Origin of the sequence: Nostoc sp. (assembly GCF_036917315.1) — a bacterium.
Taxonomy (GTDB): Bacteria; Cyanobacteriota; Cyanobacteriia; order Cyanobacteriales; family Nostocaceae; genus Nostoc.
Map to the genome: position 1 here is coordinate 24721 of NZ_JBALDR010000027.1, position 16850 is coordinate 41570.

General features: G+C 40.8%; 18 protein-coding genes and 1 CRISPR repeat array. Of the genes, 13 read left to right on the plus strand and 5 right to left on the minus strand.

Annotated features, from left to right (window positions below; genetic code table 11):
- Positions 1 to 272 precede the first annotated feature (272 nt).
- From V7K84_RS12125 to V7K84_RS12160, 8 genes are all read left to right on the plus strand, one after another.
- The gene (locus tag V7K84_RS12125; protein WP_334838429.1) at positions 273 to 1010 is read left to right on the plus strand and encodes a cobalt-precorrin-6A reductase; all 738 of its coding nucleotides are present in this window, start codon (positions 273 to 275) and stop codon (positions 1008 to 1010) included.
- Positions 1011 to 1102: 92 nt separating this feature from the next.
- Positions 1103 to 1708 carry a PEP-CTERM sorting domain-containing protein gene (locus tag V7K84_RS12130; protein ID WP_334838319.1) on the plus strand — a complete coding sequence of 202 codons (606 nt, stop codon included), beginning with the start codon at positions 1103 to 1105 and terminating at the stop codon, positions 1706 to 1708.
- A gap of 549 nt (positions 1709 to 2257) precedes the next feature.
- Entirely contained in the window at positions 2258 to 3127 is an 870-nt protein-coding gene (locus V7K84_RS12135; protein WP_334838321.1) for an inositol monophosphatase family protein, read from the plus strand.
- 20 nt (positions 3128 to 3147) lie between these two features.
- A complete protein-coding gene (locus tag V7K84_RS12140; RefSeq protein ID WP_334838322.1) occupies positions 3148 to 3729 on the plus strand; it encodes a GNAT family N-acetyltransferase in 582 nt (193 codons plus the stop codon).
- A 275-nt stretch (positions 3730 to 4004) separates the two neighbouring features.
- Positions 4005 to 4982 (plus strand): 2-dehydropantoate 2-reductase, encoded by a 978-nt coding sequence (locus tag V7K84_RS12145; protein WP_334838323.1) that lies wholly within the window; start codon positions 4005 to 4007, stop codon positions 4980 to 4982.
- 478 nt (positions 4983 to 5460) lie between these two features.
- Entirely contained in the window at positions 5461 to 6654 is a 1194-nt protein-coding gene (locus V7K84_RS12150) for a Fic family protein (protein WP_334838324.1), read from the plus strand.
- Between the two features lie 96 nt (positions 6655 to 6750).
- Positions 6751 to 8232, plus strand: coding sequence for an ABC transporter permease subunit (locus V7K84_RS12155; RefSeq protein ID WP_334838326.1), 1482 nt, complete (start codon positions 6751 to 6753; stop codon positions 8230 to 8232).
- Positions 8225 to 8959 carry an amino acid ABC transporter ATP-binding protein gene (locus tag V7K84_RS12160; protein WP_334838327.1) on the plus strand — a complete coding sequence of 245 codons (735 nt, stop codon included), beginning with the start codon at positions 8225 to 8227 and terminating at the stop codon, positions 8957 to 8959. The genes V7K84_RS12155 and V7K84_RS12160 overlap by 8 nt, the downstream gene beginning before the upstream one ends.
- Here the strand turns inward: V7K84_RS12160 and V7K84_RS12165 are convergent.
- On the minus strand, positions 8956 to 9534 hold the full coding sequence (locus V7K84_RS12165; RefSeq protein ID WP_334838329.1) for an NUDIX hydrolase: 579 nt from the start codon (positions 9532 to 9534) through the stop codon (positions 8956 to 8958). The two genes, V7K84_RS12160 and V7K84_RS12165, sit on opposite strands and share 4 nt — an antisense overlap.
- 13 nt (positions 9535 to 9547) lie before the next feature.
- Between V7K84_RS12165 and V7K84_RS12170 the strand changes: the two genes are divergently transcribed.
- Entirely contained in the window at positions 9548 to 10126 is a 579-nt protein-coding gene (locus V7K84_RS12170) for an NADPH-dependent FMN reductase (RefSeq protein ID WP_334838330.1), read from the plus strand.
- 169 nt (positions 10127 to 10295) lie between these two features.
- Positions 10296 to 11206: a CRISPR direct-repeat array (repeat unit 37 nt; unit sequence GTTTCAATCCCTAATAGGGATTTTGATGAATTGCAAT).
- 264 nt (positions 11207 to 11470) lie between these two features.
- Here V7K84_RS12170 and cas2 read toward each other — a convergent pair.
- The 4 genes from cas2 to V7K84_RS12190 form a co-directional block, all read right to left on the minus strand.
- Positions 11471 to 11758, minus strand: coding sequence for a CRISPR-associated endonuclease Cas2 (cas2, locus tag V7K84_RS12175; RefSeq protein WP_322666482.1), 288 nt, complete (start codon positions 11756 to 11758; stop codon positions 11471 to 11473).
- A 13-nt stretch (positions 11759 to 11771) separates the two neighbouring features.
- The gene (cas1d, locus tag V7K84_RS12180) at positions 11772 to 12776 is read right to left on the minus strand and encodes a type I-D CRISPR-associated endonuclease Cas1d (protein WP_334838332.1); all 1005 of its coding nucleotides are present in this window, start codon (positions 12774 to 12776) and stop codon (positions 11772 to 11774) included.
- A gap of 276 nt (positions 12777 to 13052) precedes the next feature.
- Positions 13053 to 13577 carry a CRISPR-associated protein Cas4 gene (cas4, locus tag V7K84_RS12185; protein ID WP_334838431.1) on the minus strand — a complete coding sequence of 175 codons (525 nt, stop codon included), beginning with the start codon at positions 13575 to 13577 and terminating at the stop codon, positions 13053 to 13055.
- A 274-nt stretch (positions 13578 to 13851) separates the two neighbouring features.
- The gene (locus V7K84_RS12190; protein WP_334838334.1) at positions 13852 to 14445 is read right to left on the minus strand and encodes a hypothetical protein; all 594 of its coding nucleotides are present in this window, start codon (positions 14443 to 14445) and stop codon (positions 13852 to 13854) included.
- A gap of 135 nt (positions 14446 to 14580) precedes the next feature.
- Here V7K84_RS12190 and V7K84_RS12195 point away from each other — a divergent pair, with 135 nt between their 5' ends.
- The 4 genes from V7K84_RS12195 (at position 14581) to V7K84_RS12210 (ending at position 16640) form a co-directional block, all read left to right on the plus strand.
- Complete coding sequence (locus V7K84_RS12195; RefSeq protein ID WP_334838335.1) at positions 14581 to 14925, plus strand: hypothetical protein; 345 nt, start codon at positions 14581 to 14583, stop codon at positions 14923 to 14925.
- Between the two features lie 318 nt (positions 14926 to 15243).
- Positions 15244 to 15561, plus strand: a complete 318-nt coding sequence (locus V7K84_RS12200) for a hypothetical protein (RefSeq protein ID WP_334838336.1) — start codon at positions 15244 to 15246, stop codon at positions 15559 to 15561.
- 137 nt (positions 15562 to 15698) lie between these two features.
- A complete protein-coding gene (locus tag V7K84_RS12205) occupies positions 15699 to 15986 on the plus strand; it encodes a hypothetical protein (protein WP_334838337.1) in 288 nt (95 codons plus the stop codon).
- A 204-nt stretch (positions 15987 to 16190) separates the two neighbouring features.
- A complete protein-coding gene (locus tag V7K84_RS12210) occupies positions 16191 to 16640 on the plus strand; it encodes a hypothetical protein (protein WP_334838339.1) in 450 nt (149 codons plus the stop codon).
- Positions 16641 to 16850 lie beyond the last annotated feature (210 nt).

Here is a 16850-nt window from a genome sequence, read left to right on the forward strand (position 1 = left end):
CTTGCATAAATCACAAAATTTGAACCCCATCCCGATGCTTTGCGGTGTACACACAAGTCTGAAACAGTTTAATCATTATGGGTTTAAGCGTAAGTTTTACCCCTCCCTAACCCTCCCCTTATAAAGGGGAGGGAACTGAATTTCCTGTTTCCCCCCAATATATCGGGGGGATTAAGGGGGGTAATTCGACTTGTGTGTACACCTACCATAGCGATGCTTTGGGGAGGAGATTAAGGGGTGGGATGTTAGGGACTTTTACAAGATATCTAATGATGCGCGTTTTGATTTTGGGTGGGACGGGTGATGCAGCAGAATTAGCTGCCAAAGTTACGACTATCCAAGGGTTAGAAGTAATCACTTCTCTAGCTGGCCGCACCCGCGAACCGTCAATACCGCTGGGCGATTTACGGGTTGGAGGCTTCGGGGGTGTGGCTGGATTGGCTAGCTATCTGCGAGTCATGCAAATCGACTTATTAATTGATGCAACCCATCCTTTCGCTAGTCAGATTTCCTTGAATGCGGCAGATGCGGCAACGGAAGTTGGAGTCCCCCGTCTGATGTTAATCCGTCCGCCTTGGGAAAAAGTAAGTGGCGATCGCTGGATTGAAGTTGATAATGTTGAAGCCGCAGCAACAGCCCTGCAAAATCAGGCACAGCGAGTGTTTTTGACAGTTGGCAGACAAGAACTCGCCGCTTTTGCTCATTTGGAGAAAATTTGGTTTTTGATGCGGATGATTGACCCTCCTGGCGAAGATGCTTTAGTACCGCCGGGGATGATATTGTGCGATCGCGGGCCTTTTACCCTCAATAATGAAAAACAAATTCTGATTGAGAATAACATTGATACCATCGTCAGCAAAAATAGCGGTGGCGATGCGACAAAGCCCAAGATGATTGCCGCGCGAGAACTGGGCGTAAAGGTTGTGATGGTAAATCGTCCAGCCGTACCGCCAGGGGAGCAGGTTAATAATGTTGATGCTGCTTTGGCGTGGTTATCAGCTCGCTGCTAGGTAAATAGCCAAGATCGATCGTACTATCTTTCCTAATTCCGTATAATACACGGGAGCCTTCTACAAGATCCGCGATCGCAGTAACGACTTCCATGAAAAATCTAGCTCTATCTGCCATAGCCCTCGCCACCACATCTGGATTAGTTTTCGGGACAATGCCAGCCGCTTCTGCTTTAAGTTGGAATTGGAATTATTCTGGTACTGGCATAGCGGCGAACGGTACTTTCACCACTAATGACACTCCTAACGATTTGGGTTTTTACTCAATTACTGGAATTACTGGTACGCGAAATGGTGAAACAATAACCGGTCTGCAACCCGCTGGGACTCCAATACCAGGAAACGAACCTTTTGATGTTGATAATTTAATTAGTCTTAATACTCAGCAGTTAACAGGTGATGGTTTTGGGTACTCCACTTCGGGAGGAAACTATTCTAGTCCATTTTTCGCGAGTTTTTTGCCGACACCAGGTTATTTAGAGGTATTTTCTGCGCCGCCAATCATACCAGATTTTGAAAATTTAGGATTGGAAGATAGTGAGTTACCTATTAGTTTTTCTGCAACCATAGTCGCTGTTCCTGAACCCACTTCTATCCTTAGCCTACTCATTCTTGGTACTCTTGTTGGCGCACCTTCATTACTCAAACGCCACAATCTATCCAAATTTACTCAGAAGAAGCTCGAAAAAGTTTCCTAAAACCATCAAAATTCAAAATTATACCCTTACAGGTAAGCAAGCTACGCGTAGCGTCTTGTAAAAAAGAGAGTTTCAGATGGGAATTTAAAGCCCGATGGTAGCTTGCTTACCTGTAAGGGTAACTTTAGCTAAGTACAGTTTTGCGTAAAAGCGTAGCGTTTTGTATGCAAGCCGATGCATTCACGATGCAAGCCAACGCATTCACAATGCAAGCCAATGCATTCACAATGCAAGCCAACGCATTCACAATGCAAGCCAACGCATTCACAATGCAAGCCAATGCATTGGCATTGTAGAGTATTGCCAAATTTAATTCGCTATGAATTAATGAAATGCTGTACTAAGTGTTGACAAGTGTTGACGTTCGGTCTTAAACCCTTAAATTTACGAGAAAACTTGCGATTTCTCTATAGGCTCTTGGAGACACACAGATTAAAGTAATATAGCAACGGTGGTATCATTGCATCAAAATGATACCGTAATTTTGTCTAGATATAGAATTCTATCGCCCTGCGGACGGTAGATTATTTCTAAAAGGAGTTTGCTGCAATGTCCACAAAACCAACTACTCGATTAATTTTAGAGACTTTACTCCCCCATCTCAAAGTAGCAGCAGCCTATGCCAATTTTCTACAACCAAAAATTGCTGCACTTCCTGCCAAAGAACAAGCAAACAACTTTTTTAGTGCCGCCCTTACTGACGCAGATGTGGCTATTCAAAATCTGGTAGAAGTAGTATTACTAGGCACTTTCCCAGATATTCGCTTTTATGGTGAAGAATATGAAAGTTCTAATAATACCAAATATTTTCGCGCTACCGAACTCGGTTCAGAAGGTGATTACTTAGTCACACTCGACCCGATTGATGGCACTAAGTTTTATATGGATGGACATTCTAATTACCAAATTATTCTCAGTATTCTAAATACGGATGACTTTGAAGCAGTAATTGCGATTTCTCCTGCCCAAAACATTTATTTTTACGCCCTTCGAGGTGAAGGTGCTTTTAAAGGCACGCTGGAGATGAACTTAGAAGCCTGTGCCCCATTAGATATAACATCCGCCAAACCTTCTATTTTATTGGGATGGGGAATGAATTCCATCGCACATTTATTAAAAGATCGATATAAAGTAATCGATATAGCGAATGATTACTCTAGTGATATTCAAATTCCCAATCTCAATGGTATTCTCACTGGTGATTTGAGTGGAGCAGTTATCAAATCGGGCAAATTTCTTGATAGTGCTGCACTCGCTTTTATTGCAAAAGAGGCTGGCTGGATTGTAACTACTCTGGACGGTTCGACTTTACCGCCACTGCATACTTGTCAAAACTATAGTATGCCTGGATTGATCGTAGCTGCCTCAAAATCTGTTCATCAAGATTTATTAGAAGCAATGCAAAGTCTAACTATTTGAGGGGTAATCAATATCAAGTAATGTTGCATCTACAGGTTGATGTTAAAGATGAGTTAGTCCAAGGTATTCGGTCTAGATCGCTAATGAAAATATACTCTCCACGACTCTGTTTAGAACCACTAGAACCATATCATGCCGAACTGCTTTTTGATGGATTACAGAGTGCGAGTATATACAAGTTTATTGAAGATATGCCGCCACAAAGCGTTCAATCACTTCGCGATCGCTACATGGTTTTGGCACGTCGTCAATCACCAGATGGAACGGAGATTTGGTTAAACTGGGCTGTCTGGTCTCTTGTAGAGAAATACTACGTTGGATATGTTCAAGCAACAATTACTATAGATAATAGTGCAATGCTTGGATATGTGTTTTTCCCTAATTTCTGGGGACAAGGTTATGCGATCGAAGCCGTGAAGTGTATGATTAATTATTTAGTTGAGACATACCAAAATCTTAATTTCCGCGCTGACGTTGATGTAGAAAATCACCGTTCTATTGCCTTACTACATAATTTGGAATTTGTCAGAGCGACATTTTTTCAAAATATTGAGTCTAACCAAGATGAATTCAACCACGAAGTACAGTACCGCAAACATTGATAAATAATTAATTCAGATAATACCACTTTCTACAAATCTCACCCCGCTTTTTACTGCTACGGTGTACACACAAGTCTGAAATAGCTGATTAACCCAAGTTTTTACCCCACCCTAACCCTCCTCTTATAAAGGGGAGGGAACTAGATTTCCTATTTCCCCCCTTTATAAGGGGATTAAAGGGGGTAATTCGGCTTGTGTGTACACCGTAGGCTTTTTACTGAGGGTAAAAGCGACTGGATACCGTCTTCCACGACTTATATAATTCTTTTGAAAAAATGAAAATCTGTATTGTTGGCGCGGGTGCAATTGGTGGATATTTAGGGGCGAAATTGGCACTAGCAGGTGAAGAGGTGACACTAATTGCGCGTGGTTCTCATTTGGAGGCAATTAAAAAAAATGGGCTGAAGTTACTTATGGCAGACGGTTCCAGCCAAATTGTTACTCCGATGGCAACGAATGATATTCAGTCAGCAGGGACACAGGATGTAGTAATTTTAACTGTGAAGGCTCACAGTGTAGCCGCGATCGCACCCTCTCTCCCTACACTCTACAATCCTCACACGATGGTGGTGACAGCCCAAAATGGCGTTCCTTGGTGGTACTTTCGTCAGCATGGCGGTGAGTATGAAGGTACGCGGATTCAATCTGTTGACCCCGATGGGATTATTGAAGCTAGTATCGGTGCTGAACGCGCTATTGGTTGTGTGGTTTACCCAGCAACTGAGATAATTGAACCAGGTGTGATTAAGCATATTGAAGGCGATCGCTTTACTCTTGGTGAAATTGATGAGAGTAAAAGCGATCGCATCCAATTATTGGCACAAACTTTAAAACAAGCAGGATTCAAAGCCCCAATCCGCAATCAAATCCGCACGGAAATTTGGATCAAGTTGTGGGGAAATGTGGCGTTTAATCCGATCAGTGCCCTAACTGGTGCGACTCTAGAAGATATTTGTCGCTATCCCCTCACCCGCGAACTAGCGCGACAAATGATGACTGAAACTCAAGCGATCGCAGAAAACTTAGGTATAAAGTTTGGCATTACTTTAGAACAGCGAATTAATGGGGCAGAAAATGTGGGTGCCCATAAAACCTCGATGTTACAAGATATTGAAGCCGGACGCGCCACGGAGATAGACGCTATTGTTGGCGCGGTGGCGGAATTGGGAAAACTTACTCAAATTCCCACACCTTATATTGATGCTATTTATGCCAGCGTCAAGTTACTGGAGACGACCAAATTAAAGGTTTAATTTGACTTTCCTTGACTTTTGATAGCATCTGGAAAGCAGCGGATGGAAAGGAAAGTTTGTCTTCACCAGAGTCTTTCAGTTCCTCACCAAAACTCTGGTTTTTAGCATTATATGCGTAAAGCAGGATAAGTGTATTTGATGAAAGTTAAAAGGTCAAATTCTTATAGAGTTAGTTAATCAAAAAATGAAGTAGGGATGGAATATTTCGTATTCTATCCCTATTTAGGTTTAACTTTCTTTGATTTGTAACAGATTTAAAACTAAAACAGATGAAACATTGATCCAACATTCATGTTTCATTTACTACAGTAATTACTGATATCTACATAAGTATAGCAAGTGTTTTGACCGCTCAGGGAACTAAGGCAAAAAGAACATGCAGTTTACTTGCTGTTTGTTTAAATATATTAAGTGTTTAATTATATCATAGATAAACACAAAAAAATTCTTATTGTTGATACTAAGCGCATTTGATAACATGAATGAAAAATTGTCTCTTGTGAATGAAATCGATAATATGATTGATACCGATAGAGCAGGTAGATACATAGAACAGCTTACTGGATACAAAGCTTTTATACCTAATCCTTTACCGCCTATACCCAAATTATGTATTGATGATGAAATGTTAGAACTTTTATCACAAGCAGATAGAGCATTAGGTCGTTTAGATGGATCAACAGACGCTTTACCTAATCCCGACTTATTCGTGTTTATGTATGTTCGTAAAGAGGCAGTGTTGTCAAGTCAGATAGAAGGAACACAAGCTTCTTTGATAGATGTCCTTGAGTTTGAATCCCGTACAGTGGAACCAGACAACCCGCAAGATGTAACCGAAGTTGTCAACTATATTGCAGCAATTAATCACGGACTCGAAAGATTAGAGAATAATTTTCCTTTATCATTGCGATTGATCCGTGAAATTCATAAAGAATTATTGAGAGAAGGTCGAGGTTCTGAAAAGGGTTCAGGAGAATTTCGCCGCAGCCAAAATTGGATTGGTGAGGGAAGATGTAATTTAAAGGAAGCTACTTATGTTCCACCTCCACCCCATGATATGCAAGAAGCTTTAAGTAATTTTGAGAAGTTTTTACATGACCCTGCTCCAATGCCAGCTTTAATTAAAATTGGATTAGCTCATGCTCAGTTTGAAACAATTCATCCTTTTGAAGACGGCAATGGAAGAACAGGACGCTTACTAATTACTCTCTTATTATGTGAAAAAAATATATTAAAACGTCCTCTGCTCTATATATCTTATTACTTCAAAAAATACCGTTTGCAATATTACGATCATCTCCAATCTATCAGGGATAATGGGGACTGGGAAAGCTGGCTTAAGTTTTTTCTGAAAGGTGTATATGAAGTTTCTCAGGAAGCATCCACTGTTGCTCGTCAAATAGTTAATTTAAAAGAAGATCATCGTAAAATAGTAATGGAGAGAATGGGAAATCGAAAGGCAGGTAATGCTATAGCTTTACTCGAAAAGCTCTATTACAAGCCAGTTTTTAATATAGAAATGGCTCAAGAATTTACCCAATTATCATACACTAACGCTAACATTTTAGTCAGAGAATTATGTAATATAGGAATCGTGGAAGAAGTTACTGGAAATAAACGTAACCGAGCTTTTATTTATGAACCATACCTGTCTATTTTTAAAGAGTCTTAACAACAAAGTAAATGCAGATTCAAAAGCTTCTGCACAAAACTTATAGTTACACTCAAACCTTTTGATAGCTATGGAATTTATATAATTATCAAGTTCATGAAAAAAAAAGTATGGCTATCAACGATACTAGTTATAGCATTAGTAGTCAGCATCATCGGACATAGTAATTCTCTCAAAGCTGCCTCACCTTTAGGGAAAGACACGCTGACGTTGATTACTTCCCCAGATTATCCTCCTTATGAGTTTTATGATACGAAAGGAGGCGATCGCCAAATCGTTGGCTTTGATATAGATATTGCCAAAACCCTTGCTGAAAAACTTGGGTTTAAACTTCAAATAATGGAATCCGATTTTAATGGCTTAATCCCTGCACTCCAAGCAAATCGTGCTGATTTTGTCATGGCTGGGATGACACCAACTCCAGAACGTCAAAAAAATATTGATTTTTCAATTATTTATTACGAAGCCAAAGATACCATTGTCGCTCCTAAAGGTAGCAACCTCAAGCAACCCCAAGACTTATCAGGAAAAAAGCTTGGCGTACAACTAGGAACCATACAAGAACAAAATGCTCAGAAAATTGCTAAAAAAGTTGTGGGTATTCAGCTAAAGCAACTCAACAGAGTGCCGGAAGTAGTTCAGGAAATCAAATCTGGGCGAATTGATGCCGCAATTGTTGAGGATACCGTCGCTAAGGGATTTGCCCAAGCTAACCCAGATTTAGAATTTAATACAATTCCCTCAGAGCAGGCAAGTGGATCGGCGATCGCTTTTCCTAGAGGTTCTTCTTTTGTAGAACCGTTTAACAAAGTCCTTCAACAAATGAAGGACGATGGCACATTGGCGAAACTAGTAACCAAATGGTTTTCAGAGAACACTACCGCTAACCCTGCATCCTCAACTGCTGCCAAAGGCGGATTGAATCTCGACTTCACCAGAATCCTTCCCGACATTCCCTTTATTCTGCGGGGAATCCCGTTAACTTTGTTGTTTACCCTATTATCTGTAACCTTGGGGTTAATCTGGGGAACAATCCTATCTCTGTTAAAAATTCTTGGCATCAAGCCGCTAACCTGGGTTGCTAACGCCTACACTTCTGTTTTTCGAGGCACACCTTTGCTATTACAGTTGGCATTAGTTTACTACGCAACACCCCAGCTTACAGGCTATGACATTTCCGCATTGGAGGCTGGGGTGCTAACTTTTACTCTGAATTCTGGCGCTTATATGTCGGAAACCATCAGAGGTGGGATTCAAGCGGTAGATAAAGGACAAAGTGAAGCGGCGATGTCTATGGGTGTTCCCTATTGGTTGATGATGTGGGATGTGATTTTGCCCCAAGCATTAAAGAACATTCTCCCAGCGTTGGTAAATGAAACTATCGGATTGCTCAAAGATTCCGCGCTGGTGTCAACGATTGGGGTGGTAGAAATATTACGCAGCGCCCAAATCGTTGGTGCAAACAAATATATTTATTTTGAACCACTGCTATTTGCCGGGTTAATCTACTATGTTTTGGTAATGGGTATGACCTTGGGTGCATCCGCTTTAGAAAGGAGGTTACGGGAAAGTGAGTAATGTAGTCATTCGCACGGAATTCTTATCTAAATCCTTTGGCAAACTTGACGTACTCAAAGATATTTCCACTGAGTTTTACCAAGGGGAAGTGGTTGCCATATTAGGCCCTTCTGGTTCGGGTAAGTCTACCTTTTTAAGATGCATAAACTTGCTAGAACAACCCACCAGAGGCAGAATCTACTTTCACGACCAAGAAATTACCAATCCCAAGGCAAACATTGCTAAAGTACGTCAGCATTTGGTGATGGTATTTCAACATTTTAATTTGTTTCCCCACATGAATGTGCTGGAAAATGTCACCTACGCACCCATCAAGGTAAAAGGAATAAACAAGCAAAAAGCAGAAGAACATGGCTTAGAATTGCTTGCTAAGGTAGGTTTAGAAGAAAAAGTGTCTGTCTATCCCTCCAAATTATCTGGGGGACAGAAACAGCGAGTAGCGATCGCGCGGGCATTAGCAATGGAACCAGAGATGATTTTGTTTGATGAACCCACCTCTGCACTAGATCCCGAAATGGTCAAAGATGTGCTGGAAGTGATGAAAGCTTTAGCACTATCAGGTATGACAATGGCGATCGTTACTCATGAAATGGGCTTTGCCAAAGAAGTTGCCAATCGGATTATGTTCCTCGATCGGGGAAGTTTAGCAGAAGATACTACTCCTAGCGAGTTTTTCCAAAATCCTCAGTGCGATCGCGCCAAGCAATTCTTAGAAAAAATGCTTTAGAACATCAGAAATTCGCCGCTTTTTTTGTATTCTTGAAACTTTTCCAAAACAGGGCGATCGTTTGGCATTAACGTCGGTAAGTCAGCCAAATCAAAGAATTCCAGCGCCAGCGATTCTCCATCTAAGCAAGCGAGGCTGCCTGACCATTCAACGGCTCGCAAAATCAAAATGAAGGTTTGGACGCGATCGCCATTAGGATAAGTTACAGTTTCAAAGGCTGGATTGGAAGAAAACCCCACAGGTGCAAAACGCTTAACCGTTAAACCAGTTTCTTCAAAAACTTCTCGTGCAGAACATTCTTCGGCAGATTCACCTACTTCAGGACAGCCACCAGGTAGCCCCCAAATTTTGAAATCACTCCGTTTTTGCAGCAAAACGCGCCCCAAATTATCTTCAATAATCACACGTGCGCCAAACATCAGAAGTAGGCGATCGCCTACTTCTTGTCGTAGCTTGCCGAGATAAGAGTCTGACCAATTCGCCATAAGAGAAAGTTTGTAAAGAAAATCTAAAGGTAGCAAACAGCGATCGCCTGAAAACAGGATAATGCAGCTGAACAGGTTAATTATTCCCATTAAACCTAGAATTATGGCATCTACACCGAAAATCCTCGCCTTTGCTGGCAGCACCCGGATAGATTCTTACAACAAAAAACTGGTAAAAATCGCGGCAGATGGCGCTAAGGCAGCAGGCGCAGAAGTGACTTATCTAGACCTCCGCGATTTGCCTTTACCTCTATTTGATGAAGATTTGGAAGCTCAAGAAGGACTACCAGCCAACGCCCGCACTTTTAAAGACTTGCTGATTTCTCATCAAGGATTGCTGATTGCTTCGCCGGAATATAACAGTTCGCTCACAGCAGTTTTGAAGAATGCCATTGACTGGGCATCCCGTCCAGCCCCAAATGAAGCACCATTGGCTGCTTTTGCAGGGAAGGTTGCTAGTATTATGAGCGCTTCCCCAGGCGCTCTTGGTGGTTTGCGGGGATTGGTTCACCTGCGGTCTATTTTGGGAAACATCAAAGTTTTGGTGCTTCCCGACCAAATAGCAGTAACCAAAGCTTATGAAGCCTTTAATGCTGATGGCACGTTAAAAGATCCGAAACAGCAAGAATCTATTGAGCAGTTAGGCGATGGCTTAACAAAGATATTGCTGAAGCTTAACTAAATTCTTCAGGTGTTCAGTAAATAACGAACACCTATAGAAATCCGGTTTGATTCCTGAATTTACTTGCGTGGGCAGGGAACAGGGAATAGGGAATAGGGAACAGGAAAGAAGGGATAGATCCGTACTGAGTCTTGTTCAAAAATCAAATAGGAGTTCTATATAAGTAAATGTTTCAATCCCTAATAGGGATTTTGATGAATTGCAATGATTAATTTATACACAGGGATTGTATAGATTATCTGTTTCAATCCCTAATAGGGATTTTGATGAATTGCAATTGGTCAAATTGGGGCTGCGTTAAGTGTTAAGGTTGGTTTCAATCCCTAATAGGGATTTTGATGAATTGCAATAGTTTCCATTGAGCCAAGACAACACGTAGAAATTGTTTCAATCCCTAATAGGGATTTTGATGAATTGCAATACCACCGACAAGTCGTCAGCAGTGCTAGAAGATGTAAGGGAAGTTTCAATCCCTAATAGGGATTTTGATGAATTGCAATACTACTTGGTGGACATCAAGCCAGGTGATTACTGGGGTTTCAATCCCTAATAGGGATTTTGATGAATTGCAATTTCGAGAAACACGATAAATTAGGGGGTGGACGTTGGTTTCAATCCCTAATAGGGATTTTGATGAATTGCAATAATTGGAAGGTGATACTGCTCCGGTAAATCCTCAAGTTTCAATCCCTAATAGGGATTTTGATGAATTGCAATAGAAGAAAGCACAACTGATGAATCGAATGAGTCAGGTTTCAATCCCTAATAGGGATTTTGATGAATTGCAATCCTCTTCAGAGTACATTCTTTACGTTCAGGATTCTGGTTTCAATCCCTAATAGGGATTTTGATGAATTGCAATTCTGCTGAAAAAGTACAAGATATTTTGCATGGAATGTTTCAATCCCTAATAGGGATTTTGATGAATTGCAATTCAAGGTGTAAGTTCCCGGTGCAATTAATTGTGTAGTTTCAATCCCTAATAGGGATTTTGATGAATTGCAATACGTCTTTGATTTTCTTAATTTGTTGATTAGACATCAGTTTCAATCCCTAATAGGGATTTTGATGAATTGCAATAGCGGGAGCCTGAAAGCCAAGCTGTATTTAGTTTTCAAGGTACGGTTGCGCGATTCCAGAGCAATCATAGCATTAGAGAATTCGTTTGGAAAGAGCGCCAGGAAAATTTAAAGGCTGAAATCGTATTTTGATAAGCATTTCAGAGATTGCGCGGATGAGGGGCGACTAATGGGTTGAAAGCCTTGCTGAAGTTGGGATAGAAGCACTTTTTTATGACTGTGGAATTTGTACACCTACCCTTCCGCGCATTTGAGATACAGGAACCTAGCTAGAAGGAGACTCAGCAAAGAAAATTGTTTCGTCTCGTGGCTGTTCTCCGCCAATGCGTTCGACTTTTCGCTGACAACAGCCACAGAGAAAATAAAAACGAACGCTGTCAGTGTCGGGTTTAATCAATTTAGCTAAACGCGATCGCAGTTTAGCATACTGAGTGAGAGTGATATCGCACTCGAACACACTCAGTTGCATCCATTGTCCGTAAGACTTCAAAACCGAATGGATTTTAGTCCGACGCTTATCTTCTGGAATGTCGTAGCTGACAACAATATACATGGGAGTGGGGGAGTTATTTGAGAATTAAAGGAGGATATTTATCGATTTCGTTCATGAGGTACTTACTTAATAACCTCGCTTGAATTTCAAAGGCTTCTTGGTAGGTGCATTTGTTTCCCATCACTGGATGTTTGAAACTCGATAGTTTCTTTTGTTGGTAGGCGCGAAGAAATGTATGCAGCCCTTCTTTGGTTAAAGACACAGCACCACTGAGCGGTTCGGTGGTAAAGTCAGTTAAGGTTAGCGATCGCTTGTTAATCAGCGACAACACTACAGCATCCACTATTAAAGGACGAAATTCTTCCATCAAGTCTAAGGCTAGGGAAGGTCTACCATAACGCTCGACGTGTAAGTATCCTAGATAGGGATCGAAACCGACAATATTTAAAGCACTTTGCACGTCATGACGTAGCAATGAATACCCAAAACTCAGTAGGGCATTAACTGGATCGGTTGGTGGGCGGCGGCGTCTGGCTTCAAATCGAAATTCTGGGGTTTTAATTAGCTGTTGAAAACAACCAAAATAGGCTGCACTACCAGCACCTTCTAAGCCTCTGAGAGAATCAATACTGCTAGTTTTTTCGATTGGTGCGATCGCGTTTTCCAATCGAGTGATGTTATTATTCAGGTCAGTATCGAGATGTTCTCGCTGAGTGCGAAGTAAGCTATGGCGGTAATTTTTCAATTTACCCCGCACAAATCCTCTAACTAAATGTATTGCTGGTTGTGATTCTCCCACAGCTTGCCATTGAGCTTTACGAACAAAGATATTTTTAGTAGCTTCTGGTTCTAAACGTCCTAAATATCGTCCGTTTTGTGTGAGAAATGTTAAACAAATATGACGTTCTAAAAGTTCATTAACGACGGCGGGAGAAATAGTAGCCCGTCCTAGTACTACAATTCCCTCTATTTTAATTAAAGGGATATCCAAGATGGTTTTTTGTTCAGCTTTGACGGTGAGACGTTCGTCAACTTTACCGATAAAAGCATCGGCTTGTGTTACGTAAAGTGTTCCCATGATTTAATCCTTAATTAATTGAAAATTGTCAAACTCAAGTCGATGCAACAAAGGTGCAGCTTGATACATCAAAGATGCAGGTCAATACAACAAACATGCAAGTCAATGCAACAAACATGCAGGTCAATGCAACAAACATGCAGGTCAAGGGACTTTAAATTTGTCATATAAATGAAAAATCAGACACAAACAAAGTCCACCTATGCAAACTTTAGATAAATTCGCGTTAGTTAGGTATGTGGATGTAGTAGGAAATTTTATGAGCCAAGATAATTTTCAAAAATTAACTTCTTGATAACTTTTGACTTTATCAGTTGCTTTGGGCAAACATTGCGAATAAAGACTACATCCTTGGCAGCGTTTGCTGTAAACTGGTTTTGGCATTGCTCCTGTTTCTAGGAGATTTGTGACAGATTCAATAGTTGCGATCGCACTTTGCCGTAACTCTGAATTAATCTCTACTAATTGCCGTTGATGGGAGTGGGCATAATAGATATATCCAGTGTTAACTGCTTGTTCTGTCATCTCTTCTAAACATAAGGCTTGGGCACAAACTTGCAACTCATCGTTATCCCATTCGCCTTTACGTCCTCGTTTGTATTCTACTGGGTAAAATTGACCAGATTCGGCTTCAATTAAATCAGATTTGCCAATGAGTTTGTATTGCTCAGACTTCAACCAAATTGCTCGAACCTGCCAAGTTTCTCCTCGCTGTACATCGCTTGTAGTGTGGACGCGATCGTGTAAAGTTGTACCTTCAATTGTGTATTGATTATCGGTAAACTCTCCTGCACAAAACATCCGCCAACAGCGATTTTGTCTTGAAACCACGTATTATCAATACTTTCAGCTTTTATTGTCTTAAAAATGCTCACTAAATGCTCAAACCACCACTCTTATGTACAAAATGCTGTTTTTTAGTAATCTTTGACACACAGTATTCGTGTTCAAATAATGCTCAAATGATTGAAAGGTAATTTGAGGTGGTTACGGTCAAGGCACGATATAGCACCCTTTCCAGGAAAGTGTTACTTCAAACTAACACTGTAGGTAACACTTTTTTTGTTAGTCTGCACTAACACTTTGAACGGAAGGGGTAGAAGGGGTTATCCTGTGCTTTTCTCAATATCTCATCACACAGTAGTGATTGCTTCATTACTTCAGGGTAAGCAGCCTTGAATAACTCTGCCTCCTTTATCAGTGCTTCTGATACCTGTTGAAGCTTAGATTCCTCTATAGATAGTGAATGTTTCAGTTCCTTGATTCTGTGCTGTATAGCATCCCTGTCAGCGGTAAGTTGGGTGAGTTTGGTATTGCTGGGTGGTAATAGAGTTTGAGGGTTGGCGATCGCTCGTTTTGCTATGTGTTCGCATTGTAAAAAGTATTTGCGGATTACCTTGCCTTGTTCTGTCTGAGAGAACATACCGAGTGATTTGAAACCTTCAATAGAAAGCCTGACGTCCTGTCGTGGTCTACCTCCAGTACTTTTCCGGCAACTTCTGGAAAAGTCTACATTTTCTACAAGTGCCTTTTCTATAGCATCTAAACAGGGGTCCTTCCTGGAATATCCCAACCACTGCCAAGCCTCATCAAGGTCTACAGGGAATTTTTCGTCAGACTGGTAAATAGATAGTGCTGTAGACTGACTGAAAACTGATAAGTTACTCATTTGCTTGTCCTGTATATGTAGTGTTCAGCAGTTTAATGACTTGCTGAGGTCAAGTAATAAAATATTGCAGTGTGACGCTTTATTAGTACTTAGTGGGAAGGTTCTATTTGATCTGTTGTCACAAGAGAAAGCATCATGGGTGTAATGCTGGATTTAACGCTTAAGCAAATAAGTGCAAGATGTACAAACAAAGAAATATCTAAATACATTGCCTCTATGGCAGAATTACCAGAAGGTATTAGTGTTTGCAAGTTTTTGGTGATCTTTCTGCACTCTGCTAGAAAAGCGCAACTTAGACTTAATGCTGAACTGGCTGAAAAGGGGAACGATAGGCGACTAGAGACTTATTCTCTACCTGAAAGAGGAGTCAAAGTAGTTGACAAACAAGACATCCATTTTCAAGTTCTTACCTATAAGGTAGTCGTTGTAGTGAGTCAAGATAAGGAAAAAATAGAGCCTGTTTACTCTACAAGCATTTAACAAAACTATTCATGTCGGAGCGCTATCAGTTGGTGGCGCTTTTTTGTTGGGTATTTTTCTGACTTGCCTATGTCAAAGGTACTATCTCCTCTTTTTTCGTGCCCAGTTGCAAATACCTGCAAGAAAAGAATTTTCTACGTCACAGTATACGTTTCAGCCTGGTTTCTTATTTATCTGTTATAAATAATTGACACTCTGTTATTCGTCTGTTATGAATAAGAAAAGCAAGCAACAGCAGGGGATTCAGAGATTAATCGATTCCATAGCGCTGTTGATGCCCAGTACACATAAAAAAAATAAACTATGACGCCTAGAGGTATGCCAAAAGAAGGCAAAAGAAAACCCGGTGCTGGCAGAAAAAAGAAGTATGCCGGAGAGGTAATGCAAAAGTATGTCCCGATCTCTATCGCTGACAAACTAGACGACATCTATTTACTTCTAATTGACCTAGAGAGAGAAGTAGCAAAGTGGGAAAAAATCTGTGAAGAGAAAAGTACTTCCCCGCGCTATGAGCAAGCTCGTAAGCTTGTTACTGTGCTTAGGGTTCTCCTAGACAAACTAGGGATTGATGCTAGTGCTATTTACGCACAAGACAATGAAGAAAATAAATCAGCAGATGAATCACAAGTTGACTAACAAGATCAACTAGTTATTTCATCAGTTCTCAATTGCACTCAATGACGACAATAAAACGCGCCACCGAATGAGGTACCAACTCAGACGATGACGACTTCTCACTCACGTAAAACGACTACGCTAGGAGCCATATTATTATGACCGTTAATCAAGCCACCGTCCATTCTTCCACCGTTTCTATTCCCGCTCCTCTCTACAAAATTGGTCAACAAGTTGAATGGAAAGATGGTGAATATTCCATCGTGCATGAGTTTACAGGGATTGTTACTGGTCAGACTTGTCGTATCGACTGTGAAGGCAGTAAATGGAGTTTTGCTATAGCAATTACAAAGGCTACAAGAGATGGACGGTTACTAGATTCTCATATCGGTGGGCATTTCGCTGATGTAGCTGAAAATCGTTTGTGCGTCAGCATCGAGCATTAAGTAAGTGAGCATTTTCTGAGTGCTGACTAGGGTCAAATATCAATTTCTCGGCAACATTTACACCAAACAAGAAAGACTTACTAGGGCTGCAATTCCTCAGTAAGTCTTGTAAACGATTGATTTTGTCTGTTAACTCAAACATCCCTTTGGTAGTTACCAGCTATCAAAGGGAAAACAAAACAAAAATATCTAATAATCAACATCATGATAGCACTACCACACAGCAACACTACCAACTTCCTAAACTCTAGCAACACAAGTGGATTACCTGCGGCTTGCGATTATGCATCAATGTATTGTGACAACACTGCCTGTATAATGGCATCAAGTCAGGAGCGAGATGAGAAGCAATCGGCAAATGATTTAACCGAAGTTGTCGCAACTAACGCAAAAACCGCTTGCAGTAAAAATCTCGCACTGAAAGAACAAGCATTACTAGCCTTCAAGCAAGCCTACGCTCCTAGTCAATCTATGGAAGCTATAAGCAAGTATTTTAAATCCTCTGATATAAGAGATAGGATTTCAGAACGCAACGCCTTTAATCTAGCGTGTGATAGAGACTTAAGCGTTCGTGGTGGAAGTAAAGCATTCTGGGAAGCGGTGATTAAGTGGTGTGAGGTATACCCTTGCTCACAAACTAACACTTCAAACTAACACTCTGACTAACACTTTTTATGTTAGCCCAGACTAACACTTTCACGGGAGGTATACCCTGTACTGCTGTGCTTTGCGAACGTTTAAATAGTCGATGCCGCTCATAAGTTGTAGACGTAATTTTACAGTGTCTAGCGTAGAAAGTTTTCTAATACCTTAAGGTCTTAGAGAACTTTTTATTGCATTGAGCTTTGGTGCGATCGCAGCCAC